This window comes from Saccharopolyspora sp. ASAGF58 (assembly GCF_012277335.1).
Taxonomy (GTDB): Bacteria; Actinomycetota; Actinomycetes; order Mycobacteriales; family Pseudonocardiaceae; genus Saccharopolyspora; species Saccharopolyspora hattusasensis.
In genome coordinates, this window is sequence record NZ_CP040605.1 from 2271915 (window position 1) to 2298330 (window position 26416).

A 26416-nucleotide genomic window follows, 5' to 3' on the forward strand; every position below is an offset into this window, starting at 1 on the left:
CCCAGCTCAGCGGAACGATTCGACGTTCGCCTGGTCGATGTCCTCGACGGTGGTCCGCACCGCGTCGAGCGCGCTGCTCGCGCTGCGCAACAACTGCTCCCCGGCGTCCAGCTCCCGCTTGCCCGTGGCGTCGAGCTCAGTGATCGCGGACGCGAACGAACCCGCCGTCTCCAGCTCGCCGAAGATCGCGCCGTCAACGTGCTGGCCTTCGAAGCCGTCTCCGACCGCCCCGACCGGCCCGGCCTTGCCGTCCAGCACCGCTCGGCAGTCCTCCAGGGCTTGCATGTTGTAGCCCGCCTGGGTCACCGCTCCTCCTCGCGCTCAACCCCGCACGTTCGACGGCGGGCACCGCGGCCCGGTTCCGCGGGCCAGAGCAAGGACATCAGAAAAACCCGCCCGGTGTCGGGGAATTCCCTATCACCGGGCGGATTTCAGCGAAGTTTCGGGCCGGTCAGGCGGTCGGAACGGATATTTCGCCCTGCACCGCGCGGAGCGCGATGTCGGTGCGGTAGTGCGAGCCGGGCAGGTGCACGCCCTCGACCCGGCGGTACGCCTCCTCGCGGGCCGCCGCCAGGTCCGCGCCGGTGGCCACCACCGACAGCACGCGGCCGCCGGCGGAAAGCACCGCGCCGTCCTCCCGGCGACGGGTGCCGGAGTGCAGGACGCCCTGGACGTCGCCGCCCTGGATCACGTCGTCGACGCGCGGCCGCCCGGGGTAGCCCTCCGCGGCCACCACGACGGTCACCGCGGCACCGGACTCCCACTCAAGCGGCTGCTCGGCCAGCTCGCCGCGCGCGACGGCGTTGAACAGCGACGCCAGCGGCGTGCGCAGCAGCGCCAGCACGGCCTGGGTCTCGGGGTCGCCGAAGCGGCAGTTGAACTCGATCACCTGCGGGCCGCTGGAAGTCAGCGCCAGACCGGCGTACAGCAGGCCGGAAAACGGCGTGCCGCGTCGCGCCAGCTCGTCGACCGTCGGCTGCACGATGGTGCGCACCACGGTCTCGACCAGGTCATCCGGTGCCCACGGCAGCGGCGCGTAGGCACCCATGCCGCCGGTGTTCGGGCCCGCGTCGCCGTCGCCGACCCGCTTGAAGTCCTGCGCGGGCAGCAGCGGGACCACCGTGGTGCCGTCGACCAGGCAGAACAGCGACGCCTCGGGGCCGTCCAGGAACGACTCCAGCAGCACCGGGTGCCCGCCGTCGAGCAGCTTGAGCGCGTGCGCCCGAGCCGCGTCGAAGTCACAGGTCACCAGCACGCCCTTGCCGGCCGCCAGTCCGTCGTCCTTGACCACCCAGGTGGGGCCGAAGTGCGTCAGCGCGGCGTCCAGCTTCGCCGGGTTGTCCACCACTTCGCTGTGCGCCGTCGGCACACCGGCCGCGAGCATGACGTCCTTGGCGAACGCCTTGGAGCCTTCGATGCGCGCGGCCTCCTTCGACGGGCCGAAGCAGGGGATGCCAGCCGCCCGGACCGCGTCGGAGGCGCCCGCGACCAGCGGGGTCTCTGGGCCGAACACGACGAGGTCGGCCTGCCACTTGGTGGCCAGCCCGGCCACCTCGTCCGGCTTCGCGACGTCGACGCCGTAGGTCTCGGCGAGGGCAGCGGTGCCCGCGTTGCCCGGCGCGCAGGCCAGCGCGGTCACGGACGGGTCGCGGGACAGCGCCAGGACGATCGCGTGTTCCCGACCACCGCCACCGATCACGAGGATTCGCACAAAACGTGAGCGTAGAGCGTGCGGCACGCCACGTCGGCAATGCCCCCGCCAATCCTCGCGCGGATGCCTCACGTGGGCTGGATCATCCGGCCGATCCCGGTAGTTCACCTGACCGTTGTCGCCGGGTCGCCGCGCCTTGCGTGATTGGTCGATTGCGGCGGTCAGTGTTTTGCCCGAATGTGCAGCGTTGATCGACATGCTGCGCGAGACACAGGAGGGCAAATGACGATCCGGGGACGCCTGACGGCTCTGTCCGTCGCGGGTGCAGCGGCGTTGGGGCTGATCACCGCGCCCGCCATCGCCGCACCGAACCGGCCGCAGGACACCGACCAGGTGGCGGTCTTCGGGCACCGAGGTGCCTCCGGGTACCGGCCGGAGCACACGCTGGCCTCCTACGAGCTGGCGGCCCGGATGGGTGCCGACTACATCGAGCCGGACCTGGTGCCCACCAAGGACGGCGTGCTGGTCGCGCGGCACGAGAACGAGATCGGCGGCACCACCGACGTCGCCGCGCACCCCGAGTTCGCCGACCGCAAGACCACCAAGGTCATCGACGGCACCTCGCTCATCGGGTGGTTCACCGAGGACTTCACCCTCGCCGAGCTCAAGACGCTGCGCGCCAAGGAGCGCATCCCGGCAATCCGGCCGGACAACACGATCTACGACGGCCGCTACGAGGTGCCGACGTTCCAGGAGGTCCTGGACCTGCGCGAGCGGCTGTCCCGGGAGCTGCATCGCGAGATCGGCGTCGCCCCGGAGACCAAGCACCCCAGCTACTTCGCCAAGCTCGGCCTGCCGCTGGAGCCCGGCGTTGTCGAGGCGCTGACCCGCAGCGGCCTGAACCGGCCGAACGCCAAGGTCGCCGTGCAGTCCTTCGAGGTGGGCAACCTGAAGGAGCTCGACCAGGTGCTGCGGGTGCAGCTCGTGCAGCTGATCAGCAACTCCGGCGCGCCGCGGGACTTCATCGAGTCCGGTGACCCGCGCACCTACACCGACCTGGTCAAGCCGGAGGGCCTGCGGGAGATCGCCGGGTACGCGGACGTGATCGGCCCGGACACCAAGGTGGTCCTGCCGGTGAACGCCGACGGCTTCCTCACCAAGCCGACCACCGTCGTCGCCGACGCGCACGCGGCCGGGCTCGAGGTGGTGCCGTACACGGTCCGCGCGGAGAACAACTTCCTGCCGGCCGACTTCCGGTCCTCGGCCGCCCCGGCCGCCTTCGGCGATGTCTTCGGGTTCTTCCGGGCGCTGTTCGACCAGGGCATCGACGGGATCTTCAGCGACCAGCCGGACATCGCCGTCACCGCCCGCGACGAGTTCGCCGCGACGCACCGCTGATCGGAACTCCGCTTCCGCTGCTCGAGCCCCGTGAGTGTTTTCGGGTGCCCCAACCCCCAGAACCACTCACGGGGCTGTTCTTTCACAGGTACCACGGCCATCGGGCCGCCTAAGCTGTCCATGATGGACGGAGGTGCTCGGTGGCCCAACTGCTGCTCGTCCTGATCGGCGCGCTCCTGGTCACCGCTGTCGCGCGGAGCCGCGAGATCGCCTCCCCGCTGCTGCTGGTCCTAGTCGGCCTCGTCGCGTCGCTGATTCCCGCCACGGCGCAGCTGGAGATCGATTCCGAGCTGCTGCTGACCGTCGTGCTCCCGCCGCTGCTCTACGCCGCCGCGCTGGAGAGCTCCTACACCAACTTCCGGGCGCGGATCGCGCCGATCGTGCACCATGGCGTGCTGCAGGTCGTGGCCACGTCGTTCCTGATCGGCTGGCTGGCCTACACGCTCATCCCGGAACTGCCGCTGAACTCGGCGATCGTGCTCGGCGCGGTCATCGCGCCGCCGGACGCGGTCACCGCCGCCGCGGTCGGCCGCCAGCTGAAGCTGCCGCGGGGCGTGATGACGGTCCTCGGCGGGGAAAGCCTGATCAACGACGCCGCAGCGCTGACGATCTACCGGATGGCGATCGCCGCAGTCGTCGGCACCACGCCGACCCTGGCCCAGGGGGCGCTGGTGTTCGTGCTGGCCGTGGTGGACGGCGTCGTCCTCGGGCTGGTGTTCGGGATACTCGCGCAGATCGCCCGGACCCGCGTGCCGGACGTCCAGGTGGCGACCGTGCTGGGCGTACTCGTGCCGTTCATCGCCTACCTCACCGCCGAGCAGCTGCACGGTTCCGGCGTGCTCGCGGTGGTGACCGCCGGGCTGTACGTCGGCCACAACCAGCCGCGTGCCCGGGCCGCCGGGCGGCTCCAGGAGCACACCGTCTGGGCGTCGATCAACCTCCTGCTGGAAAGCCTGGTGTTCGCTTACATCGGGCTGCAGCTGCACTCCGTCGTCGCAACGCTCGTCGCTTCCGGGCGCAACATCGGCGCGGTGCTGGTGGACGCACTGATCATCCTGGCCACGACGATCGGCATCCGGATCGTGTGGATGTTCTGCTCCAACTACCTGCCAGGTCTGTCGCAGCTGCTGGCCACCACCATGAAGCGTGGCGCCCGGTGGCGGCGCACGGCCGTGCTCTCGTGGGCCGGGATGCGCGGCGTGGTCACCCTCGCGGCCGCGGGCGCGATCCCGCACACCACCGGCACCGGTGAGCCGTTCCCGGCACGGGAGCTGATCCAGTTCATGGCGTTCGTGATCGCGGTCGGCACGATCCTGGTGCAGGGGACGACGCTGCCGTGGCTGATCCGCAAGCTCGGCGTCACCGACCCGGACGAGGCCGCGCGCGACGACCAGGCTGAGTCGGAGGCCCGCGTGACCGCGACCAACGCCGCCCTGCGCTACCTGGACGGGCTCACGCCCGACGACCTGCACACCAGCCCGGAGCACTTCGACCGGATCATCGGCCGGATGCGGGCCCTGGTGGAGCACCAGGGGATGGCGGCGGCGGAGCAGGTCGGGCGCACGCCCGACGAGCGGGCGGACACCGCGAGCAAAGTGTTCTCCGACCTGCGCCGCGACCTGATCGAGGTGCAGCGCTCGGCGATGGCGGACGAGCGGGACGCGGGCAACCTCGACGACGGGGTGCTGCGCCGCGTCCTGCGCGAACTGGACCTACAGGAAGCCGCCCTGGACAGCTCCTGGCGAAACCGCTGACCCCAGTTCCCCGCAATTTCCATTGAAATCGAAGGTCCGATTTCAATGGAAATTGCGGAAGTTGTCCACAGCCGTCGGCGTGTCGGCGTGCGACACGCCGATGATCCATGATTTCCATTGACATCGAAGATCCGGTTTCCTTGGGCCTTTTCAGCGTGGCCGATCCGGGGCCGCGATGCTGGAAGCCCGTGGCGCGGGGCTGCCGCAGGCGGGGCTGCCGCCTTGGCCCACCCTCGCAACCGGCACCGCCGCGGGTGCTCAGCGGCCTTCTCGCCAGGACAGCCCGGACGTGTCCGGGATCCTGCAGCCGAGAAGGCCGTTGAGGTTCCGCCACCTGGAAACGCTCGTTGAAATTGCGGTTCCACTCACGCCATGGTGTGGCGGACGATGGTCTGGTCGCGGCCGGGGCCGACGCCGATCGCCGAGATCCGCGCCCCGGCGAGCTCCTCGATCCGCTCGATGTAGGCCTGGGCGTTGGCCGGCAGGTCCTCGAAGGTGCGCGCCCCGCTGAGGTCCTCCCACCAGCCCGGCATCTCCTCGTACACCGGCACCGCGTGGTGCACGCCGGTCTGCGTCATCGGCATCTCGTCGACCCGCTCGCCGTCCACGTCGTAGGCGACGCAGATCGGGATCGTCTCCAGCCCGGACAGCACGTCCAGCTTGGTGAGGAAGTAGTCGGTGATCCCGTTGACGCGGGTCGCGTAGCGCGCGATCACCGCGTCGAACCAGCCGGTGCGCCGCGACCGGCCGGTGGTCACGCCGAACTCGCCGCCCTGCTTGCGCAGGTTCTCGCCGGCCTCGTCGATCAGCTCGGTCGGGAACGGACCGGCGCCGACGCGGGTGGTGTAGGCCTTCAGGATGCCGATCACCGCGTTGATCTTCGTCGGGCCGATGCCGGAACCGGCGCAGGCACCACCGGAGGTCGGGTTCGACGAGGTCACGAACGGGTAGGTGCCGTGGTCGACGTCCAGCAGGGTGCCCTGCGAGCCCTCCAGCAGCACGGTCTCGCCGCGCTCCAGCGCCTCGTTGATCAGCAGCTTGGTGTCGGCGATGCGGCTGGCGAACTGCTCGCCCTGGGACAGCACGGTGTCCACGACCTCGTCGACGTCCAGCCCTCGGCGGTTGTAGACCTTGACCAGGATCTGGTTCTTGATGTCCAGCGCGGCCTCGACCTTCTGCCGCAGGATCTTCTCGTCCAGCAGGTCCTGCACCCGCACGCCGACCCGGGCGATCTTGTCCTGGTAGCAGGGCCCGATGCCGCGCCCGGTGGTGCCGATCTGCTTCTTGCCGAGGTACCGCTCGGTGACCCGGTCGATGGCCACGTGGTACGGCATGATCAGGTGCGCGTCGGCCGACACCAGCAGCTGCGAGGTGTCCACGCCGCGGCCCTCCAGCCCGGCCAGCTCCTCCAGCAGCACGCCGGGGTCGACGACTACACCGTTGCCGATCACGTTGGTCACGCCGGGGGTGAGGATGCCCGACGGGATGAGGTGTAGCGCGAAGTCCTGCCCGTCCGGCAGCACCACGGTGTGACCCGCGTTGTTGCCGCCTTGGTAACGGACGACCCACTGCGCCTGCTCACCGAGCAGGTCGGTCGCCTTACCCTTGCCCTCGTCGCCCCACTGGGCGCCGATCAGCACGATCGCCGGCATGTGAAACTCCAACCTGGATTGGGTGGTCGCCAGCGTGACCGCACGCTTCGCCCGCTCCCACCACGGGGTATGCCGGTCGATCAGGGTAAACCAGGAGCGAAACGTGAGTACCACCGCATTGTCCTGCGGAAACGTCGAGTGCGCAGCGCGCCCGTCCGGTGACGGAGTGCAATGGTTCAGCGTCCCGGCCACGCCGGGCCGCGACGACGTGGATCCGCTGGTCGCCGACACCGAGGAGCGGCTGGTGGTGCACGGCACCGACGCCGACCTCGCGGCGGTGGTGCTGCGCCTGCTCCGCAAGAACCGGCTGGCCGACCTGGTCGTCGGCTACGTCCCGGTCGCCGACTCGCCGGCCGCGCGGCTGTGGGGGCTCCGCGTCGGAGACTTCGACCGCGCGCTCACCGGGGCGCCGCGCCCGGCGGCGTTGATCAGGGACGATTCGGGAGGCGTGCTGCTCGGCGAGGGGACGATCGAGCCGATCACCGGCCAGGTGTATTGCGACGACGAGCAGGTACTCAACGGCGCTGCGGTAAGCATCACCATCTCGCCGGACCCGGCCGCCACGCCGTTGCCGGAGCCCACCGCGGATCCGCTGAGCGCCATGCTCGAGCCGGCCGCCGACGGCCTGCTGGTCACCACCATCCGCCGCGGCCTGCTGCGCCGTCGGCGCGACGTCACGCGCGGTCGCGCGGTGCAGGCGTCGTTCCGCTCGGCGACGGTGCGCCGCGACGGCGTGGCCCATCCGCGCCCGATGGAGAAGTGGGTCTGGTACCGGCACACCGAGGACCTCCAACTGGCCCACTGAAATCAGAACTCCGCATTTCGACCAAATAGGATCCAATTTCACCCGAAATCGGGATCCTCCGACGCACAACGCGCTGACCTGCGCCAATCCGGGCCGGATGGGCCCGAAAATCACCCATTCCAAACGGGACGAGCGCCGACGGAATTAACTCGGCGAGCCGCAATTCCGGTGACTTTCGGAACCGGCGTGCCGGATTGGTGCGAAATTAACCAGGCGGTGGCACGATCGGTGGCGGTTTCACGTCAAGTTATCCGTCGGTCACGCTCCGGCATTGTCTCGGCCACCTGCGTGGGCAATGGTCAACAAGGACACCGGCGAGACGCCCATGCGGAGGGAAGCCATGAGAGGCCACCGATCGTTGCGCGCGACCCTGACCGCCCTGCCCCTGGCGGGTGCCCTCGGCCTCGCGCTGGCCGTTCCAGCCAGCGCCGAGCCGCCCGGCATTCCCAGCCCGGAGACGGCGAAGACCGAACTCGCTGAGCTGACCGTCGCGCCGGAGGGCTCGATGGACGGCTACAGCCGGGAGAAGTTCCCGCACTGGATCGAAGGCCCGGACGGCTGCAACACCCGCGAGGCGGTGCTCAAGCGCGACGGGAAGGACGTGGCGGTCGGCTCGGACTGCTACCCGACTTCCGGCAGCTGGTTCAGCCCCTACGACGGTGCGACCTGGACCAAACCGTCCGATCTGGACATCGACCACGTCGTGCCGCTGGCCGCCGCGTGGCGCTCCGGCGCCGCGAAGTGGCCCCAGGACCAGCGCCAGGCGTTCGCCAACGACCTGGAAGGCCCGCAGCTGATCGCGGTCACCGACAACGTCAACCAGTCCAAGGGCGACCAGACCCCGGACGAGTGGATGCCGCCGGAGGCCGGCTACCACTGCAAGTACGCGTCGATGTGGGTCGGCACCAAGCACAAGTACGAGCTGACCGTCACCGACGCGGAGAAGTCCGCGCTGCAGAAGGCCCTCGACGGCTGCTGATCACCGGTGCCCCGCCCGACCAGCGGGGCACCACCCCGTCCGGACCTGGCTGGCGCGGCACTGCGCGAAATCGCCGTCCGAACGCGTCGGGTCCTGGCAGGACATACTTGGGACATCCGAGGCGTCGTGAAGAGGGCGATTCGATGTCAGACCACGCAGAGCGCGCAGCGGTGCTGCGTTCCGAGGTAACCGCGCCGCCGGGCGGGGTGATGACCGACGAGGTCGGGGTGATCACCGGCGACCTGGAGCTGGCCACCGAATGCGCCGACGGTGACGTGACCGTGTGGGTGCGCTATGCGGGCGCCGCCGAGTGGTACCGGCTCTCGGCAGCCGACTGCCACCTCCACGACCCGCGCGATCACGGGGCGCTGCACACCGCCCTGGTAGCGGTCCTGCACCGCCCCGATGCCGGCCTACGTGGCTGAGCGAGGGGCCCTCACCCGGACTTCTCCTCGGGGTGCAGGGGCGGTAGGGCGGCGATCGCTTCGATTCGGCTGAGGCCCGTGGCCTGCAGGAGGTCCACCGCGATCGAGCGGACCTGCATCACCACCACCTGCATCGAGAAGTCCCCCTCGCCGAGGAGCTCCACTGTGGACTTCTTGGCAACCGACCGGGCGGCCTCGCGGGTCTGCAGCGGATCCACACCGCTGGCCAGCTCGTCGCGCAGCAGCACCACGGCGCCCGCCAACTCCTCCAGGAGCCCCGGCAGCGGGCGGGGCACCGGCTCGCCGTCCCGTAGCGCGGCGAGCGCGCGTCGCGCCAGCACGCGGGTGTTGCGCAGCGCGCGGTCGATCGGCGTCGCCGCCGTCTCGTAGCGCTCCAGGTCGCCGCGCCGCCGCCACCGGATGGGCGCGAACCGCGCGATCTCCTGCCCGGCCTCCAGCGCGGTGCGGAGTTCTTCCACGTGCTTCTGGCTCTTGCGGGCCTTCGCGAGCACATCGGTGGCGAGATCGCGGTCCTGCCGCGCCACCGCGTTCCCGACACCGCGCAGCGCGTCGGCGAGGGCACCGAGCACGAGGCGCCCGTTGCGGTGCGCCACGGCGAGCGGGTTCGCCGGCAGCAGTGCGGCGACGACGAAGCCGACCAGGCCGCCGATCGCCGCGTCGATCATGCGGGTCAGCCCGCCCGCGCTGGCCGGTGGCAGCAGCGTCGCGACCAGCACCGACGACGACGCGGCCTGCAGCACGATCACGACTCCGCTGTCCAGCAGCACCGCGGTGCTCATGGCCAGCGCGACGACCAGCGCGATCTGCCAGGCGCCGGTGCCGATGAACGAGATCAGGATGTCGCCGACGCCGATCCCGATGCTGACGCCGACCACCAGCTCCAGGGCCCGCCGCATCCGCTGGCCCAGCGAGACGCCGAGCGAGATGACGGCGGCGATCGGCGCGAAGAACGGGGCCGGGTGCCCGAACAAGTGGCGCGCCAGGAACCACGAGAGGCCGGCCGCGATCGCGCACTGGGCGATCGGAACGCCGGTGCGCATGAGGCGGCGCAAGCGGCGGACGAGCTCCTCGCGCAATCGGTGCACGGTGGACATTGTCCGACAGATCCCGGCGCAATCCGAGCGTCACCGAAGTGATCCTCGCTTGATCCTCGGATGCGCGACCGGACCGGGTCGCGCACCCGAGGACTCCGCTTAGGCCAGGCCGTTCGCTTCCAGGGACGCCGGGTCGCTGTCGGCGAGCAGCTGGCGGCAGCGGTCGAACTCGTCGGCCTCGCCGATCGCCTTCGCGGCCTTCGCCAGCGCCGCGATCGAGCGGAGCACGCCCTGGTTCGGGGCGTGCCGCCACGGCACCGGCCCGAAGCCCTTCCAGCCCGCCTTGCGCAGGGCGTCCAGGCCACGGTGGTAGCCGGTGCGGGCGTAGGCGTAGGCGGCGATGTTCTCGCCCGCGGCCAGCGCCGACTCCGCGAGCGCGGCCCAAGCGGCGCTGAAGGTGGGGTGGTGCGCGGCGACCTCGGCCGGGTCGGTGCCCGCGGCCAGTTCGCCCTGCGCCGCCTCGTTCTCCGGCAGCAGGGTTTCCGGCGGTTCCAACAGGTTCCTCGTCATGCCCCAATACTCCCAGGCGCGAAGACGGCCCGTCCGCCACCAGGCGAACGGGCCGTCGCGCTCCGCGAGGTGCCAATTTCGCGAGAAATTGCGCCATCCTCGGGTGACGGGCGCCGCAACGCTCTGTCACCACCCGGGCTCCCCGCCATGGGGCCGGGCCAATTTCGCGAGAAATTGACGTTCACCCCGGTGACGGTCAATTTCTCGCGAAATTGCGCGCCCTCCGGGTGACGTCAGCCGGCGAGCATGCGGCCAGCGGACTTGAGGTTCTCGCAGGCGTGGGCCACGCGGGCGGCCATCGCCTGCTCCGCCACCTTCAAGTAGCTGCGCGGGTCGTAGGCCTTCTTGTTGCCGACCTCGCCGTCGATCTTCAGCACGCCGTCGTAGTTCTTGAACATGTGGTCCGCGACGGGCCGGGTGAAGGCGTACTGGGTGTCGGTGTCGATGTTCATCTTCACCACGCCGTAGGAGACCGCCTCGTGGATCTCCTCCAGCAGCGAGCCGGAGCCGCCGTGGAAGACCAGGTCGAACGGCTTCGAGCCGGCCGGCAGGCCCAGCTTCTCGGTCACCACGTCCTGACCCTGCTTGAGGATCTCCGGGCGCAGCTTGACGTTGCCCGGCTTGTAGACGCCGTGCACGTTGCCGAACGTGGCGGCCAGCAGGTAGCGGCCCTTCTCACCGGCGCCGAGGGCGTCCACGGTCTTCTCGTAGTCGCCGGGCGCGGTGTAGAGCTTCTCGTTGATGTCGTTGGCGACGCCGTCTTCCTCGCCGCCGACGACGCCGACCTCCAGCTCCAGGATGATCTTGGCCTGGGCCGCGGCGGCCAGCAGTTCCTGGGCGATCTCCAGGTTCTCGTCCAGGTCGATCGCGGAGCCGTCCCACATGTGCGACTGGAACAGCGGGTGCTCGCCGCGGTTGACCCGCTCCTGGCTGATCTGGATCAGCGGCCGGACGAAGCCGTCCAGCTTGTCCTTCGGGCAGTGGTCGGTGTGCAGCGCGATGTTCACCGGGTACTTCGCGGCCACCACGTGCGCGAACTCGGCCAGTGCGGTCGCGCCGGTGACCATGTCCTTGACCTTGGTGCCGGAGGCGAACTCGGCGCCGCCGGTCGAGAACTGGATGATGCCGTCACTCTCGGCCTCGGCGAACCCGCGCAGCGCCGCGTTTAGCGTCTCCGACGAGGTCACGTTGATGGCCGGGTAGGCGAATTCGCCCGCCTTCGCCCGGTCCAGCATCTCCGCGTAGACCTCGGGGGTCGCGATGGGCATCGGTCGTCCTCCTCGGGTGGAGTCTTGTCATGGTGACGGGGATCGCGCAGCATCCTACGAGCTCGTGCCCGCTACCAGCGGGCACTTCCGGCCCGGTGCCACACTTTCGCGTCACAGTGCCCCAGCGGGGGCTCTTTTGGAAAGCCGGTGACAGGATTCAGAATAGGACGAATCCTGTGGACATCCTCACACGCTGCAGGTTCGGCGGCCAGGGAGGCCACCGATTTGATCTTGAAGGCCGCTGCTACGCCCACGCCCCGCTGAGCAGATTCCACTCGCGGACGGTGGTCTTGGCGATCACGCCGGCCTCCGTGTAGGGGTCCGCGTCGAGGACCTTCTGGAGCTCGTCGGCGTCGGCCGCCTCATAGATCAGCTGCGCGCCGAGTTTGTCGGCGAACGGGCCGCCCGCCAGCAGCACGCCGCGGTCGGCGAGCTCGCGACAGTACTCCCGGTGCGCGGGACGCACCTCCAGGCGGCGCTCCTCGTCCTCGCCGTACACCAGATCGACCACGAACTTGGACATTCCGACACCTCCGTTGCGGATCACCGATCGATATCGACGCTACCCGGTCGTGGTACACCCGCCAGTGGCCAGCCGGTAGGTTGCTCGATCATGGCCGGTGATTCGCACAGCGCCGAACGCAGCGTCGAACGGACCCTCGGGCACCTGCGCACGTTGGACAGCCCGTCCGCGCAGATCCCGGCGCTGCCGCTGACCCTGGAAGACCTGTACCGCCAGCAGCGCATGCGGATGGTGCGCCTGGCAATCCTACTGGTCGACGACCCGGCGACGGCCGAGGACGTGGTGCAGGAGGCGTTCACCGGGCTGTACCGCAACTGGTCCGGGCTGCGCGACGCCAAGGCCGCGATCGGCTACCTGCGGACCGCGGTCGTCAACGGCAGCCGCTCGGTGCTGCGGCGCCGCAAGACGGCCCGCGAGTACCAGCCGCCGCACCAGACCGATGCCCGGTCGGCGGAGTCGCTGGCGATGTTGACCGCCGAGCACCAGGCGGTCGTGGCCGCGCTGGGGCAGCTGCCACGCCGGCAGCGCGAAGTGCTGGTGCTGCGCTACTACGGGGACCTCTCGGAGGCGGAGATCGCCGAGGCCACGGGGGTGTCGCGGGGGACCGTGAAGTCGACCGCGAGCCGCGGGCTGGGGGCCCTGCAGAAGCTGATGGGCAACTGATCGATAGGGAAGTCCGCGAAATCCACGGCGAACAACACACCTATTTGGTGTAGACCAATGGGTGGCTGGTAGCGGAGGATCGTCGGCGTGACCGCACACGCCATCGCCGTAGACGTCGGCGGTACCGAGATGAAGGCAGCCCTGGTGACCGTCGACCGCGATACCGCGCGGCCGTTGCGCCACGCGCGGCGCCCGACCCCGCGCGGCGCGGACGGTGCCGCGACCGCCGATCTCGTCGTCGAGGCCGTCGCCGAGGTGGTGTCCGACCTGCGTTCCGGCGCGGACGTGGTGGACGCCGTCGGGGTGGTGGTGCCCGGCGTGGTCGACGAGGTGCGCGGCGTCGGGGTGTTCTCCGCCAACCTCGGCTGGCGGGACGTGCCGCTGCGCGACCGGCTCGCCGCCCGCATCGGACTGCCGCTGGGCTTCGGCCACGACGTCCGCGCCGGCGGGCTCGCCGAGGTGCGCTTCGGCGCCGCCCGCGGGATGCGCGACGTGGTCGTGCTGCCGATCGGCACCGGGATCGCCGCCGCGATAGTGCTGGACGGCCGGCTCTACGCCGGGGGCGGCTTCGCCGGCGAAATCGGGCACATCGACATCGGGCACGGCGAACCATGCGGGTGCGGGAGCAGCGGATGCGTCGAGGCCGTGGCATCGTCGGCAGCGGTGGCCAGGCGCTACCGGGCGCGGACCGGCCGGGAAGTCTCGGGGGCAGACGTCGCCGCCGCGGTGCGCGCGGGCGATCCGGACGCGCAGGCGGTGTGGCAGGACGCGATCGATGCGCTGGCTAAGGGCCTGCTGGTGCTCGTGACGGTCGCGGCGCCCGAGTGCATCGTGCTCGGTGGCGGATTCGCGCAGGCCGGGGAGCTGCTCATCGAGCCGCTGCGCGCCCGGTTGGACGGCATGCTGGCGGCGTACCACCGTCGCCCCCATCTCAAACTGGCCGAGCTCGGCGACACCGCGGGCTGCCTCGGCGCAGCTCTGCTGGCGACGGAAGGGTTGAAAACAACGTGAACGATCCCGAACTGATCCTCGCTGGTGGGCAGGTCGTCACCGCCGACGGAGTGCTGGACGGAGGCTGGGTCCGCGTTTCCGGCGGGACGATCGCCGCGACCGGCACCGGCCCGGCGCCGGTCGGGCCCGCCGTCGACCTGGCCGGGCGGTGGCTGGTGCCCGGCTTCGTGGACATCCACTGCCACGGCGGTGGCGGCGGCTCGTTCACGGGCATCGAGGTCGACCAGTCGCACGCCGCGATCAACACCCACCGCGCGCACGGCACAACAACAATGCTGGCCAGCCTCGTGTCGGCGCCGCTGCCCGACCTGACCAAGCAGATCAGCGCGCTCAGCGAACTGGTCACCGACGGCCCGCTGGCGGGCATCCACCTGGAGGGACCGTTCCTGTCCGCGGCGCGCTGCGGCGCGCACGACCCGGCGATCCTCCGGCCGCCGGAGAAGACGGCCGTCCAGCAGCTGCTGGACGCCGGGCGGGGCGCGGTACGGATGATCACCTTGGCGCCGGAGCTTCCGGAATCGCTGAACGCCATCCGGCAGCTCGTGGACAACGGCGTGATCGCCGCGGTCGGGCACACTGACGCGGTGCTGGACCAGGTGGTTCCCGCGGTGGAGGCGGGCGCGACGGTGGCCACGCACCTGTTCAACGCCATGCGGCCGCTGCACCACCGGGAACCGGGCCCGATCGGGGTCCTGCTCGAGGACGAGCGGGTGACCGTCGAGCTCATCTGCGACCTGGTGCACCTGCACCCGGCGGTCGTGAAGCTCGCCGCCTCGCACGCGGGCACCGGGCGGACGGTGCTGGTCACGGACGCGATCAGCGCCACGGAGGCGGGCGACGGCACCTACGAGCTGGGCAGTCTGCCGGTCACCGTGATCGACGGCGAACCGCGCCTGGCGGATGGCTCGCTGGCTGGCAGCACGCTGACGATGGACGTGGCGTTCCGGAACCTGGTCGAGTCCTGCGGGCTGACGGTGCCTGCAGCGGTCGCGGCCTCGTCGACGAAACCGGCGCGCCTGCTCGGCCTCGGCGACCGCATCGGCGAGATCCGGCCGGGCCTAGCGGCGGACCTGGTCGTCCTGGACGCCGACCTGGAGCTGGACGCGGTCATGAAGGACGGCACCTGGGTGACCAAACCGAACTGACCGCGGACGACCACTCACGCCCCGGCGCTCCGGTGACCGCCGGAACGCCGGGGGGTCGGTCGCCCCTCGCTACGCTCGGGGTGTGACCCGACCTGACCCCGCCCACCTCTTGTCGGCGGCGCTTCGCGCCCAGGCCGGGGGCAGCCCGGGCCCGGCTGCGCCGCCTGCCTCACCCATTCCGCCCGCTCCGCCCCGCAAGCGCCTCCCGGTGATCGGCGTGCTGCTGTTCGCGCTGGTCCTCGGTCTCCTCGCCGGCGGCATCGTCGGGGCGCTGACGCTGCTCCATCCCGTGTGGTGAAGGCCATATTCACGCGACCGAGTGATCGGCGGTGTTGCCCGGGGAAGTCGGCGGGTTTCTCGCCCGGGGGCTGGGCCGGGGGCAGTCACGGTACCGTTGGCAAGCGTGACGACCGAACTGCCCGCGATTGTCGACGCCGCCGCGAACACTCCCGCGCTCGCTCTGCTGCCGGACTGGCTGGATCCGGAGCACATCATCCAGTCGATGGGGCCGTTCGCCCTGATCGGCGTATGCCTGATCATCTTCGCCGAGTGCGGCCTGCTCATCGGCTTCTTCCTGCCCGGTGACTCGCTGCTGTTCGTGACCGGCCTGTTCGTTGCGACCGGCGCGATCGACACCCCGGTCTGGCTGGTCTGCCTGCTGTTGGCCGTGTGCGCGTTCGTGGGCAACGTGACCGGTTATTGGATCGGCCGCAAGGTCGGGCCGTCGATGTTCAGCAAGCCGGACTCGAAGCTGTTCAAGCGGGAGCACGTGGACAAGACCCACGAGTTCTTCGAGAAGTACGGGGCTCGCGCGATCATCCTGGCCCGGTTCGTGCCGATCGTGCGGACGTTCATCACCGCGGTCGCGGGCGTCGCGCAGATGGACCAGAAGAAGTTCTTCAGCTTCTCTGCGATCGGCGGCATCGCATGGACCGTCAGCATGACGATGCTCGGCTTCTTCCTGGGCAATATCCCGTGGATCAGGAACAACCTCGAAGCGATGGCGATCCTGATCGTGCTGGTCTCGGTCATCCCGATCATCATCGAGTACCTGAAGGGCCGTCGCGAGAAGGCCCGCAACGCCGCAGGCTGACCAGTCGCCACGTTCGCGCGGATCCGATTCGCCGGGTCCGCGCGAACTGCTTTCCGGGTCAGTTCCGGGAAGAAGATCGCCACCCAACACGGCAGAAAGCGACCCCGATGGAGCTCTCCCAGGTTCGCCTCCTCGTCGCGGACTTCCCAAGCTGCTACCGCTTCTACCGGGACGTGCTGCGGCTGGAACCGCAGTTCGAGGCCCCGGACGGGCCGTACGCGAAGTTCAGCCCGGACGGCGGCACGGCGGCCATCGCCTTGCAGGATCGCGCGCAGATGGCCGAGGTCCTCGGCGAACTCGGCGAGCCGCCTACGGCATACCGGTCGCTGGTCGTGCTGCACCTGGACGACCTCGACGGCTACTGCGCGGAGATCACCGCGCGCGGCGCCGAACTGCTCAACGGCCCGGCGCCGATGACGGACCGGATGCGCGTCGCGCACCTGAAGGACCCCGCCGGGAACCTGATCGAGCTGCAGGAGTGGCTGGCCACCCGCGGTTGATCACCAGGCTCCGGCTAGGTCCGCGTGCTGCTCGATCCAGGTGTGCATCACGACGCCCGCGGCGACCCCGGCGTTGATCGAGCGGGTCGAACCGAACTGCGCGATGGACACCACCAGGTCCGCGTCCTGTCGCGAGTCAGCCCGCAGGCCCGGGCCTTCCTGACCGAACAGGAGCACGCAGCGGCGCGGCAGCGCAGTCCGCTCGATCGGCACCGCGCCGACGGTGTTGTCCACCGCCACCAGCGCGAGGTCGTGCTCGGTCGCGTAGCCGCGCAGCGACTCCACGTCGGGGTGGTGGTGGATGTGCTGGTACCGGTCGGTGACCATCGCGCCGCGCCGGTTCCAGCGCCGCCGCCCCACGATGTGCACGGCCTTCGCGGCGAACGCGTTCGCAGTGCGCACGACCGTGCCGATGTTGTGGTCGTGCTGGAAGTTCTCGATGGCCACGTGGAAGTCGTGCCGCCGCAGGTCCAGGTCGGCGACGATCGCCTCGCGCCGCCAGTACCGGTAGTGGTCCACGACGTTGCGCCGGTCGCCGTGCTCCAGCAACTCCGGGTCGTAGCGCTCGTCGGTCGGCCACGGCCCCGTCCAGGGACCGACGCCGACCGTGGTGCCCCACTCGGTGGGACCGACTTCCTCGCTCACGCCAACCCGAGGTCGGCCAGGCCGAGCAGCGAGCGGTAGGGCAGCCCGGCGGCTTCGATCGCCTCACGCGCGCCGGTGTCGCGGTCGACCACGGTGGCCACCCCGACGACCTCGGCGTCTGCCGCGCGCAGCGCCTCGACGGCGGCGAGGACGCTCCCGCCGGTGGTGGAGGTGTCCTCAACCGCGAGCACCCGGCGACCGGTGACGCCCGGGCCTTCGATCAGCCGCTGCATGCCGTGCGCCTTGGTGCTCTTGCGGACCACGAACGAGTCCAGCGCGGGGCCCTCGGCGTGCATCATCGCGGTGGCGACGGGGTCGGCGCCGAGGGTAAGGCCGCCGACGGCGACGTAGTCCCAGTCGTCGGTGAGCTGGCGCAGCAGGCTGCCGATCAGCGGCGCCGCCTGGTGGTGCAGCGTCGCGCGGCGGAGGTCGACGTAGTAGTCGGCTTCCTTCCCGGAGGACAGGGTGACCCGACCGTGCACCACGGCGATTTCCCGGATCAGGCGGGCGAGCTCGGTGCGCTGCTGTTCATCCACTTTGACCACGAGTTTTCAGCATACCGGCCGGGTTGCCGGGGCCGGTGGGCGGCGGCTCAGGTGCGGTCGGGGACGGTGCGGGTGACGATCATGCGCTGGAGCTTATGCGGCACCAACCGGCCGAGGGCGACCAGCGCCTTGTACTGCACGCCCGGCACCGACACGATCTTGTCGCGGCGCAGGTCGGCCAGGGCCTCGTGCACCACCTGGTCGGCCTGCAGCCAGAACGCCCTGGGCAGCCGCCCCATCTCCAGCCCGGCCCGCTGGTGGAACTCGGTCTGGGTGAAGCCCGGGCACAGTGCCATGATCCGCACCCCGGTTCCGGCCAGCGACACCGACAGGCCCTCGGAGAAGGCGGTCACGTAAGCCTTGGTCGCCCCGTAGGTGGAGCCGGCGACCGGGAAGAACCCGGCGACGCTGGACACGTTGATCACGTCGCCGCGGCCGCGCTCCCGCATCCCGCGCACTGCCGCGTGCGTCAGCGCGAGCACGGCGGCCACGTTGACGTTCAGCTGCCGCTGCAGCTCGGCGCCGGTGGTTTCCCAGAACGAGCCGGCCGTGCCGAATCCGGCGTTGTTGACCAGCAGGTCGACCGGGCGCTCGGCGTCGGCGAGGCGCTCCTCGACCCTGGCGCGCTGCTCCGCGTCGGCGAGGTCGGCCGGGAGCACCTCGACCCGGACCCCGTGCCGGGCCTCCAGGCGATCGGCGAGTTCGGCGAGCCGTTCGGCGTCGCGGGCCACCAGGACCATGTCGTGGCCTTCGGCGGCGAGTCGGCGGGAGAAGGCGCGCCCGATGCCCGCGGTGGCGCCGGTGACGAGTGCGGTAGCCATGGGCCGAACCTACCGGCACCTTCACCCGCCCCGCCCATCCGCCGGCAGGGTTCCGGTAAAAGTCTTTCTGCTCTGAGTAAAGAGCGGGTGCGGCTCTTGTTGATCATATGCGTGTCTATGTCGAATGATCGTGTTAGAGGGGGGCCTGCGGGGAAACCCGCCGGTCCTACCCGACAAACCGCCTGCGCTGGAGTCGGGGTCAGCGCGAGCGGTCTGCCGACGGCTCCGCCTCGGCGTCGACGAGTTCGGCCACGTCGTTCGCGCCGTCGATCTCGTTCGGGTCGATCTCGTTCGGGTCGGTGCCGAACGGGTCGATCAGGTCGGCGAGGTCGCCGAGGTCGCGCAGCAGGCGCTCCAGGCGCGCCGGGTCGGCGTCGTCGGGGTGCATGGCCGCGAGCACCCAGTCGTTCTCCAGCCACACCACCGTGACGTCGTGGCCGATCTCCTCGGTCGCGTCCACCAGGTCCGGCGTCACCAGCGTCCGGGCCGCCGCCACCTCGGTGACGAAGGCGTACCGCGAGCCGACCGGGCCGAGCAGGTCCAGCCCGGAGTCCTGCGGCACCGGCACGTCGGGCAGCCACAGCTCGATGGTGGCCGGGCAGCTCCGCCGGCAGCGGATGGCGACCAGCACCGCGGCGACCTTGCCGTTGACGTCGAGGTCGAGGACGTACACCTGGCGGCGCCCGTCGGTGGTGAAGGTCGAGCCGGCCACCACGTCGGTGGCCGTCACCCCGTTGCACTGGGCGAGCACGCCGTGCTCCCACCTGGTCGGCAGGACCTGGTCGGCCTCGGCGAACTGCCAGCCGCGCAATGCGGCCCAGCGGCGCCGCTCCCGGTTGTTCGACGCGCGCTGGGATCGGTCGGCGATCAGCAGCGCGACGCCCGCACCGATGGCGACGACGGCGATGACGAACCAGAGCCACGCAGGTATGCCCACACTGCGCAGGGTAGTCCGATCATCGCCGAACACGAAGATCACCTGGACATCCGGTGCGGAACCGCCCCATCGGCTGAACGTGACCTGGGAAAACGCATCACGGAGAGGTGCGGTCGGGGCGATGTGCTCCGACCGCACCTCCGATCAGGTGATTCGGCCGCCGATTGACTGGCCGATCCAGTCCCGGACCACCACCGGGTCGGCGAAGATGTCGGCCTCGTCGCCGCACACCTGGACGTGCACGGCGATGCCCGCTGAACAGCACAACGCCCCAGCCGGCGCTGAGGCGCAGAAACCTGCACCAATGAGATGGTGTTTTGCCTGGTCAAAGCCCGTAGCCATGCTGAGGTGCCATGGCACCCGAACGCACTCACTGGCGTTGACCTGCGAAAACCAGCCCTAGCTAGGCCGGCCGATCAGGAAGAGGCGAAGTTGTCGCAGAGGGTCTGCCACTCGTCCCGCTCCGGGGCTGGCCCGGGCAGCTCCGCGCCTCCCGAGCGCAGGCCTTCGAGCACCAGCCCCAGGTAGCGGGCGCGGAGCTCGGCGCGGCGGGACTCGCTGGTCGGCAGCGCGGGGTTGAGGTGCTTGAACAGCATCAGGATGTCCGTCCAGTCCACGTCCGAGCGCAGTTCGCCCGCCCGCTTGGCGGCGTCGACCAGGTCCTCGATCTCCGTCGCGACGCGCTGCTGCAGCTCCCGGAACTCCCCGGAGTAGGTGTGCTGCTGGTCCATCGGCGGCAGCACGGTACCGATCCCGGCGCCCTCCCGCAGGCAGCGGCGCATGAACCGGACGAGGGCCTGCCACGGATCGGCTTCCTCGGCGCGGGCGGACTCCGCCTCGTCGACGATCCGCCGGAACGCGGTGATGCGGACCTGCTCGATCAGTTCCTGCTTGCTCGGGTAGCGCCGGTACACGCTCGCCACGCCGACCCCCGCGCGCTTGGCGACCTCGGCCATCGGCGCCGCGAAGCTCTGCTCGGCGAACACCTCGCGAGCTGCGGCGATGACCTGGTCGTCGTACCGCGCGGATCTGTTCGGTGTGGCCATGGCCACAGCATACGCCGGACCGGAATGATCCGTTCCGCTGCCGGGTTGAACCGGACCGGAATCATCCGTTCCGCTCCGGCCGACTGCGCGAGCAGGCCGCCGCGGCTGTTGGAAGCAGAGGAAGGCATGACCACCACGGAGCTCATCCAACCCCGCAGCGGCACCCGAGCGCTCCTCCGACGCGGCGCCCTGTCCCGGCCGGCCTCGTTCTGGTTCATCGGCGCGCTGTACGCCCTGTTCCTGATGGGCTCCACCGCGCCGTCCCCGATGTACTCGATCTACCAGCAGCGCTGGCACTTCACGACCACGGTTCTCACCGAGGTCTTCGCCGTCTACGCGGTGGTCATCCTGCTCGCGCTGGTGCTGTTCGGTTCCCTGTCCGACCACATCGGCCGTAGGCCGGTGCTGCTGGCCGGGCTCGTGCTGGAGATCGCCTCGATGCTGGTGCTCGCGGTCGCGCCGGGCGTCGGCTGGCTGCTGGTGGGCCGGGCGCTGCAGGGCCTGGCCACCGGGTTGGCGACCAGCGCGATCAGCGGCGCCCTGCTCGATTTCCAGCGCCCAGGCTCGAACCACGGATCGCTGATCAACGGAGTTTCCGCGGGCCTGGGCATGGCGCTCGGCTCGCTGCTGGCGGGTGCCCTGGTGCAGTTCGTGCCCGGGCCGACGCTGACCAGCTACCTGCTGCTCATCCTCGGGTTCGTGCTCGCGATCCCCGGTGTGCTGCTGATGCCCGAACCGGTCGCACGACGCAGCGCGCTGCGCGAGGTGCTGCGCCCGCAGCGGCTGACGGTGCCAGCGGGCAAGGGCGGGACGTTCGCGCTGATGGCGACGACGCTGCTCGCCTCCTGGATCGTCGGCGGGATGTTCATGTCCCTCGGACCGTCGGTGGCCAAGGGCCTGGTCAGCGGAAACCCCTACCTGGTGGGCGGTTTGGCGGTCGCGGTGCTGGCCGGGTTCGGCGGGCTGGCGCAGCTGCTGCTGTCCGGGTGGGAGGCCCGGCGCGCGGTTCGGTTCGGCGCGCCACTGATGCTCGTCGGGCTCGCCGGGGTGGCAGCCGCCGCGCTGGAACAGGGCGCCGCGGTGTTCTTCGTCAGCTCGGCGGTGCTCGGCACGGGCTGGGGCCTGGTGTTCATGGGCGGTTTCCGGATGCTGACCGGCCTGGCGGCCCCGGAACACCGAGCGGGGACCGCGGCGCTGATCTACGTCGTGGCATACCTGTCGGCCAGCGTCCCCAGCGTCGCCCTGGGATTCCTCAGCACGGCCTTCGGCCTGATTACGGCAACGCTGGCCTTCACCGCGACGGCGGCCATCTTCGTGACGACGGCGGCCCTCTCCACCTTCGCCCGCCACTGACCACCACCCCAGCGCGCCGCCGAGGTCGCGCGTTCGCTGTTATGCGGATCGCGACGAGCGTTTCGGTAAGCAGGACGCCGTGCGTGTTTTTGGGTGCTATGGCACCCAAAAACGCTCACGGGTGTTCTTCCGCCACAGCGGGCGCGGATCTTGTGCCCGCCAGGAGGAGCAATTCCCGCGTGACCGGCCGCGGGCCCTGCTGACCGCCGCCGCGACCACGCTGGAGATCAGAGCTCCCTGAGCGAATGCCGGATGAGGGGCACCCGTGACCCGGTTCGCCGGGCGCGGGCACCCCTCGCCTTCCCAGGTCAGGCCGCGGTGACCACGAGGGATTCGTTGTCGTCCGTGGTGTCGACCCGGATCTTGTCGCCCTCCCGGATTTCTCCCGCCAGGAGCTTCCGGGCCAGCTGGTCTCCGATCGCCGACTGGACCAGGCGGCGCAGCGGTCGGGCCCCGTAGACCGGGTCGAAACCGTTGAGCGCCAACCAGTCCCGGGCCGCCGGTTGCACGTCGAGGGTCAGCCGACGCTGCGCCAGGCGCTGGGCCAGGCGCTCCACCTGGATGTCGACGATGGACGTCAGCTCGTCCGTGGACAGCGAGTGGAACACCACCACGTCGTCCAGCCGGTTCAGGAACTCCGGCTTGAAGTGCCTGCGCACCACCGAGCGCACCGCCTCCTCGCGCTCCTGCTCGCTGAGGTTCGGGTCCGCGATCGCCTGCGAGCCGAGGTTCGAGGTCAGCACCAGGATCGTATTGCGGAAGTCCACCGTTCGGCCCTGGCCGTCGGTGAGCCGCCCGTCGTCGAGCACCTGCAGCAGCACGTCGAAAACGTCCGAGTGGGCCTTCTCCACCTCGTCGAACAGCACCACCGAGTACGGCCGCCGCCGCACCGATTCGGTCAGCTGCCCGCCCTGGTCGTAGCCGACGTAGCCAGGCGGGGCGCCGACCAGCCGGGCCACCGAGTGCTTCTCGGCGTACTCGCTCATGTCGATGCGGATCATCGCCCGCTCGTCGTCGAACAGGAACCCCGCCAGCGCCTTGGCCAGCTCGGTCTTACCGACGCCGGTCGGCCCGAGGAACAGGAACGAGCCGGTCGGCCGGTCCGTGTCGGCGACCCCGGCGCGCGTCCGGCGCACGGCGTCGGACACCGCCCGCACCGCCTCGGATTGCCCGACGACGCGCCTCTCCAGCTCGTCCTCCATCCGCAGCAGCTTGGCCGTCTCGCCCTCCAGCAGGCGGCCGGCCGGGATGCCGGTCCACGCGCTGACCACGTCCGCGACGTCGTCCGCGGTGACCTCTTCCTGCAGCATCGCCTTGCGCTCGGATTGCGTCTGCGCGGCCGCTTCGAGTTCCTTCTCCAGCGCCGGGATGCGGCCGTAGCGCAGCTCGGCGGCCTTGCCGAGGTCGCCGTCACGCTCGGCGCGCTCGGACTCGCCGCGTAGCTGCTCCAGCTGCGTCTTCAGGTCGCGGACCGTTTCGATGGACTCCTTCTCCTGCCGCCACCGCGCGGTCAGCTCGGACAGCTTCTCGCGTCGGTCGGCGAGTTCGGCGCGCAGCGCGGCCAGCCGCTCCAGCGAGGCCGGGTCGTCCTCCTTGGACAGCGCCATCTCCTCGATTTCCAGCCGTCGCACGGCGCGTTCGACCTCGTCGATCTCCACCGGTCGGGAGTCGATCTCCATGCGCAGCCGGGACGCGGCCTCGTCGACAAGGTCGATGGCCTTGTCCGGCAGGAACCGTGCGGTGATGTAGCGGTCGGACAGGGTGGCCGCGGCGACCAGCGCGCCGTCGGTGATCCGCACGCCGTGGTGCACCTCGTAGCGCTCCTTGAGGCCGCGCAGGATCGCGACGGTGTCCTCCGGGCTCGGCTCGCCGACCAGCACCTGCTGGAAGCGGCGCTCTAGCGCGGCGTCGGTCTCGATGTGCTCGCGGTACTCGTCGAGCGTGGTCGCGCCGACCATGCGCAGCTCGCCGCGCGCCAGCATCGGCTTGATCATGTTGCCGGCGTCCATCGCGCCCTCACCGGTGGCACCGGCGCCGACGATGGTGTGCAGCTCGTCGATGAAGGTGATGACCTGGCCGGCCGATTCGGTGATCTCCTTGAGCACCGCCTTGAGCCGCTCCTCGAACTCGCCGCGGTACTTCGCGCCAGCCACCATCGAGCCGAGGTCCAGCGCCACGACGCGCTTGCCGCGCAACGATTCCGGCACGTCACCGGCGACGATGCGCTGGGCCAGGCCCTCCACGATGGCGGTCTTGCCGACGCCGGGCTCACCAATGAGCACCGGGTTGTTCTTGGTGCGGCGGGACAGCACCTGCACGACGCGCCGGATCTCGGCGTCGCGGCCGATCACCGGGTCTAGCTCGCCCTTGCGGGCGCGGTCGGTGAGGTCCTGGCCGTACTTCTCCAGCGCCTTGTAGGTGCCTTCGGGATCCGGACTGGTCACCCGCGCCGACCCGCGCACCTTGCTGAAGGCCTCGGTCAGCGCTTCCGGCGTCGCGCCGTGCTTTCGCAGCAGGTCGGCGACCCGGCCGCCTTCGGCGGCGAGCCCGACCAGCAGGTGCTCGGTGGAGACGTACTCGTCGCCCATCTCGGTGGCGAGCCGCTGGCTGTGCGTCAGCGCCCTGACCGCGTCGCGGGAGAGCTGCGGCGCGGACACCGTGCTGCCGCTGGCCGCCGGCAGCTTGTTGATGAGCTGTTCCAGCTCGCGGCGCACTTCCGTCGGGTCGGCGCCGACGGCGGTCAGCAGCGGCGCGGTCAGCCCGTCGCCCTGGGCGAGCAGCGCGCCGAGCAGGTGTCCAGGGTCGACGTCCGGGTTGCCGGCCACGGTCGCGGCCTGCACCGCGGACGAGATCGCCTGCTGGGTCTTGGTCGTCGGGTTGAACGCGTCCATTCCTCACCTCGTCGCCGGGCGGCTGGTGCGAGTCTGTCATCTCTCCGCACCCGTAATCTTATACATCTTCAACGTGAGGAAAGTTGAGCGAGTTCCGCTCAAGGCCGGTGAGTTCGGGCACGCGGATTCGGAAGAGGTGTCGATTTTGGGTGGAATGCCCCGGGCTCGCCGTCATCATCGGCGGCATCAAGACCCTCGGCGCCGCCACCAGCCGCCTGGTCCCGGCGATGACCATCAACGGCCGGCCTGCTCGTCATCGACGTGAACTTCGACGCCGTGCCCGCCCGGCGCGTTGAGCGGCGTGCCGATCGCCGGCTTCCAGCGCACCGCCTTCTCCAACGAGGCCGGGCTCGGCTCGGCACCCGGCCACCGAGGGCCTGGTCGCCCTGCTGGAGCCGTTCATCGACGCGGTGATCATCTGCACCACGACGGCGCTGACCATCGTCATCGCCAAGACGCAGTTCTGGACCGGACGCGCAGCAGCAGGTGCTGGCCTGCGGCGATACCCGGACGCCGTCACCGTCCGGAAGTCCGAAAAGGTCTGACGCGCAGGGACTTCCGCCGGTCCGGTCCGCAATTTCAATGGAAATTGCGGTAGTCCACAACCCACGGCGCGTCGTGCCCCGACACGCCGGGGGGCCGCAACTTCAATGGAAATCGAGGGTCCGATTTCCATTGAAGTTGCGGGGAACCTCAGTCCTCGCGGACGGCTTGGATGTCGATCTCCACCTTCAGCGTCGTGCCGATCGCGGCGATACCCGTTTGCAGGGCCTGGTTGAACGTCATCGCGAAGTCCTCGCGGCGCAGCTGCGTCGTCGCCGTCGCCGAGGCCCGGGTGCCGCCCCACTGGTCCGGGCCGACCCCGGCGAACCGGGTGTCCAGCCGCACCGGCCGGGTCAGCCCGCACAGCGTCAGCTCGCCGTCCAGGTCCCAGCGGTCGCTGCCGCGCGGGCGCAGCCCCGTGGACCGGAAGGTGATCTCAGGGTGCCGCCCGACGTCCAGGAAGTCCGCGTTCCGCAGGTGGTCGTCGCGCATCCCGTTGGCCGTGTCGATGCTGGCCGCCACGATCTGGACATCCACTGCGGACGATTCCACCGGGTTGCCGATGCGGACCTCGCCGGCGAACTCGTTGAACCGGCCGTGGATGCTGCTGATCCCCAGGTGCTTGGCGGTGACCTGGATCGACGAGTGCACCGGGTCGATCCGCCACAGCCCGGGCGCCGGCAGGTCGGCCCCGCCGACCCGGCGCAGCTCGACCTCGCCGAGGGTGGCGGCCGTCCCGTCGTGCACCAGCGCGGTCCGGGCGACGGGCTCGTGCCCGACCGCCATGACGATGGCGGTGTAGGTGCCGGACTTCAGCCCGGCGGCGACCACCGAGCCCTGCGGGTCGCCCTGCACCCTGGCGACCTGGGTGCCGGTGCCGTCGATGACGGTCAGCACCGCTTCCGGCACCGGCCAGCCGTCGCCGCCGCGCACCGTCGCGGTGACCGCCCCCGAACCGGCGGCGACGCCGGGCGCTTCGGCCTGCTGTTCGCCGAGATCCATCTAGAACATCCCCTCCGTGGCTTGCGGATCACCTGCCGCTCGTGAGTGGTCGTTCCGGTAAGAACCGGAATCTTCACTCACGAGCAGGCGCGGCCCGATCCGCGGGCTCTCGTTCAGGTCGTGAGCGGGAGTTCCGGTAAG

Annotated in this window: 27 protein-coding genes; 13 read left to right on the forward strand and 14 right to left on the reverse strand. The window is 70.4% G+C overall.

Annotated features, from left to right (window positions below):
* Window positions 1-6: 6 nt before the first annotated feature.
* Together FDZ84_RS10715 and purD are read right to left on the reverse strand one after the other, a co-directional pair.
* Window positions 7-306: a hypothetical protein gene (locus FDZ84_RS10715; protein ID WP_168585776.1), complete on the reverse strand. Its 300-nt coding sequence runs from the start codon at window positions 304-306 to the stop codon at window positions 7-9.
* A 145-nt stretch (window positions 307-451) separates the two neighbouring features.
* Window positions 452-1711: a phosphoribosylamine--glycine ligase gene (gene purD, locus FDZ84_RS10720; RefSeq protein ID WP_168585777.1), complete on the reverse strand. Its 1260-nt coding sequence runs from the start codon at window positions 1709-1711 to the stop codon at window positions 452-454.
* A gap of 222 nt (window positions 1712-1933) precedes the next feature.
* On the opposite strand from purD, the gene FDZ84_RS10725 reads away from it, so the two are divergent.
* Both FDZ84_RS10725 and FDZ84_RS10730 read left to right on the forward strand, forming a co-directional pair.
* A complete protein-coding gene (locus tag FDZ84_RS10725; RefSeq protein ID WP_168585778.1) occupies window positions 1934-3049 on the forward strand; it encodes a glycerophosphodiester phosphodiesterase in 1116 nt (371 codons plus the stop codon).
* Window positions 3050-3189: 140 nt separating this feature from the next.
* Window positions 3190-4803 carry a Na+/H+ antiporter gene (locus FDZ84_RS10730; RefSeq protein WP_168585779.1) on the forward strand — a complete coding sequence of 538 codons (1614 nt, stop codon included), beginning with the start codon at window positions 3190-3192 and terminating at the stop codon, window positions 4801-4803.
* 365 nt (window positions 4804-5168) lie between these two features.
* On the opposite strand, the gene FDZ84_RS10735 is transcribed toward FDZ84_RS10730, so the two are convergent.
* Window positions 5169-6455 carry an adenylosuccinate synthase gene (locus tag FDZ84_RS10735; RefSeq protein ID WP_168585780.1) on the reverse strand — a complete coding sequence of 429 codons (1287 nt, stop codon included), beginning with the start codon at window positions 6453-6455 and terminating at the stop codon, window positions 5169-5171.
* A gap of 103 nt (window positions 6456-6558) precedes the next feature.
* Here FDZ84_RS10735 and FDZ84_RS10740 point away from each other — a divergent pair, with 103 nt between their 5' ends.
* From FDZ84_RS10740 to FDZ84_RS10750, 3 genes are all read left to right on the forward strand, one after another.
* On the forward strand, window positions 6559-7260 hold the full coding sequence (locus FDZ84_RS10740) for a hypothetical protein (RefSeq protein WP_246868923.1): 702 nt from the start codon (window positions 6559-6561) through the stop codon (window positions 7258-7260).
* 340 nt (window positions 7261-7600) lie between these two features.
* Window positions 7601-8239 carry an HNH endonuclease family protein gene (locus FDZ84_RS10745; RefSeq protein WP_168585781.1) on the forward strand — a complete coding sequence of 213 codons (639 nt, stop codon included), beginning with the start codon at window positions 7601-7603 and terminating at the stop codon, window positions 8237-8239.
* Between the two features lie 143 nt (window positions 8240-8382).
* Window positions 8383-8664, forward strand: a complete 282-nt coding sequence (locus tag FDZ84_RS10750) for a hypothetical protein (protein ID WP_168585782.1) — start codon at window positions 8383-8385, stop codon at window positions 8662-8664.
* A gap of 11 nt (window positions 8665-8675) precedes the next feature.
* Here the strand turns inward: FDZ84_RS10750 and FDZ84_RS10755 are convergent, their stop codons facing one another.
* The 4 genes from FDZ84_RS10755 to FDZ84_RS10770 form a co-directional block, all read right to left on the reverse strand.
* Window positions 8676-9779, reverse strand: coding sequence for an aromatic acid exporter family protein (locus FDZ84_RS10755; RefSeq protein WP_210435502.1), 1104 nt, complete (start codon window positions 9777-9779; stop codon window positions 8676-8678).
* A gap of 99 nt (window positions 9780-9878) precedes the next feature.
* The gene (locus tag FDZ84_RS10760) at window positions 9879-10289 is read right to left on the reverse strand and encodes a DUF3151 domain-containing protein (protein WP_168585783.1); all 411 of its coding nucleotides are present in this window, start codon (window positions 10287-10289) and stop codon (window positions 9879-9881) included.
* A gap of 233 nt (window positions 10290-10522) precedes the next feature.
* Window positions 10523-11557, reverse strand: coding sequence for a class II fructose-bisphosphate aldolase (gene fbaA / locus FDZ84_RS10765; protein WP_168585784.1), 1035 nt, complete (start codon window positions 11555-11557; stop codon window positions 10523-10525).
* A 244-nt stretch (window positions 11558-11801) separates the two neighbouring features.
* Window positions 11802-12080: a YciI family protein gene (locus FDZ84_RS10770; protein ID WP_168585785.1), complete on the reverse strand. Its 279-nt coding sequence runs from the start codon at window positions 12078-12080 to the stop codon at window positions 11802-11804.
* A 90-nt stretch (window positions 12081-12170) separates the two neighbouring features.
* Between FDZ84_RS10770 and FDZ84_RS10775 the strand changes: the two genes are divergently transcribed.
* The 6 genes from FDZ84_RS10775 (at window position 12171) to FDZ84_RS10800 (ending at window position 16492) form a co-directional block, all read left to right on the forward strand.
* Window positions 12171-12743, forward strand: a complete 573-nt coding sequence (locus FDZ84_RS10775; RefSeq protein WP_168585786.1) for a SigE family RNA polymerase sigma factor — start codon at window positions 12171-12173, stop codon at window positions 12741-12743.
* A gap of 87 nt (window positions 12744-12830) precedes the next feature.
* Window positions 12831-13754, forward strand: a complete 924-nt coding sequence (locus FDZ84_RS10780; protein WP_168585787.1) for an ROK family protein — start codon at window positions 12831-12833, stop codon at window positions 13752-13754.
* Entirely contained in the window at window positions 13751-14899 is a 1149-nt protein-coding gene (gene nagA / locus FDZ84_RS10785) for an N-acetylglucosamine-6-phosphate deacetylase (RefSeq protein WP_168585788.1), read from the forward strand. The genes FDZ84_RS10780 and nagA overlap by 4 nt, the downstream gene beginning before the upstream one ends.
* A gap of 82 nt (window positions 14900-14981) precedes the next feature.
* Complete coding sequence (locus tag FDZ84_RS10790; RefSeq protein WP_168585789.1) at window positions 14982-15197, forward strand: hypothetical protein; 216 nt, start codon at window positions 14982-14984, stop codon at window positions 15195-15197.
* A gap of 105 nt (window positions 15198-15302) precedes the next feature.
* Complete coding sequence (locus FDZ84_RS10795; RefSeq protein WP_246868924.1) at window positions 15303-15992, forward strand: DedA family protein; 690 nt, start codon at window positions 15303-15305, stop codon at window positions 15990-15992.
* A gap of 107 nt (window positions 15993-16099) precedes the next feature.
* A complete protein-coding gene (locus tag FDZ84_RS10800; protein WP_168585790.1) occupies window positions 16100-16492 on the forward strand; it encodes a VOC family protein in 393 nt (130 codons plus the stop codon).
* Here the strand turns inward: FDZ84_RS10800 and FDZ84_RS10805 are convergent, their stop codons facing one another.
* From FDZ84_RS10805 to FDZ84_RS10825, 5 genes are all read right to left on the reverse strand, one after another.
* On the reverse strand, window positions 16493-17137 hold the full coding sequence (locus tag FDZ84_RS10805; protein WP_168585791.1) for an RNA methyltransferase: 645 nt from the start codon (window positions 17135-17137) through the stop codon (window positions 16493-16495).
* Window positions 17134-17682 carry an orotate phosphoribosyltransferase gene (gene pyrE / locus FDZ84_RS10810; RefSeq protein WP_168585792.1) on the reverse strand — a complete coding sequence of 183 codons (549 nt, stop codon included), beginning with the start codon at window positions 17680-17682 and terminating at the stop codon, window positions 17134-17136. The genes FDZ84_RS10805 and pyrE overlap by 4 nt, the downstream gene beginning before the upstream one ends.
* 47 nt (window positions 17683-17729) lie before the next feature.
* Window positions 17730-18503, reverse strand: a complete 774-nt coding sequence (locus tag FDZ84_RS10815; protein WP_168585793.1) for an SDR family oxidoreductase — start codon at window positions 18501-18503, stop codon at window positions 17730-17732.
* A gap of 199 nt (window positions 18504-18702) precedes the next feature.
* Window positions 18703-19482 (reverse strand): hypothetical protein, encoded by a 780-nt coding sequence (locus FDZ84_RS10820; RefSeq protein ID WP_246868925.1) that lies wholly within the window; start codon window positions 19480-19482, stop codon window positions 18703-18705.
* A gap of 374 nt (window positions 19483-19856) precedes the next feature.
* Window positions 19857-20486 carry a TetR/AcrR family transcriptional regulator gene (locus tag FDZ84_RS10825; protein ID WP_168585795.1) on the reverse strand — a complete coding sequence of 210 codons (630 nt, stop codon included), beginning with the start codon at window positions 20484-20486 and terminating at the stop codon, window positions 19857-19859.
* 126 nt (window positions 20487-20612) lie between these two features.
* On the opposite strand from FDZ84_RS10825, the gene FDZ84_RS10830 reads away from it, so the two are divergent.
* Entirely contained in the window at window positions 20613-21839 is a 1227-nt protein-coding gene (locus FDZ84_RS10830) for an MFS transporter (RefSeq protein WP_168585796.1), read from the forward strand.
* Between the two features lie 308 nt (window positions 21840-22147).
* Here the strand turns inward: FDZ84_RS10830 and clpB are convergent, their stop codons facing one another.
* A complete protein-coding gene (gene clpB / locus FDZ84_RS10835) occupies window positions 22148-24730 on the reverse strand; it encodes an ATP-dependent chaperone ClpB (RefSeq protein WP_168585797.1) in 2583 nt (860 codons plus the stop codon).
* 401 nt (window positions 24731-25131) lie between these two features.
* Here clpB and FDZ84_RS40605 point away from each other — a divergent pair, with 401 nt between their 5' ends.
* Window positions 25132-25275 (forward strand): hypothetical protein, encoded by a 144-nt coding sequence (locus FDZ84_RS40605; RefSeq protein ID WP_371812883.1) that lies wholly within the window; start codon window positions 25132-25134, stop codon window positions 25273-25275.
* Window positions 25276-25423: 148 nt separating this feature from the next.
* On the opposite strand, the gene FDZ84_RS10845 is transcribed toward FDZ84_RS40605, so the two are convergent.
* A complete protein-coding gene (locus tag FDZ84_RS10845) occupies window positions 25424-26275 on the reverse strand; it encodes a YceI family protein (RefSeq protein WP_168585798.1) in 852 nt (283 codons plus the stop codon).
* Window positions 26276-26416: the final 141 nt, after the last annotated feature.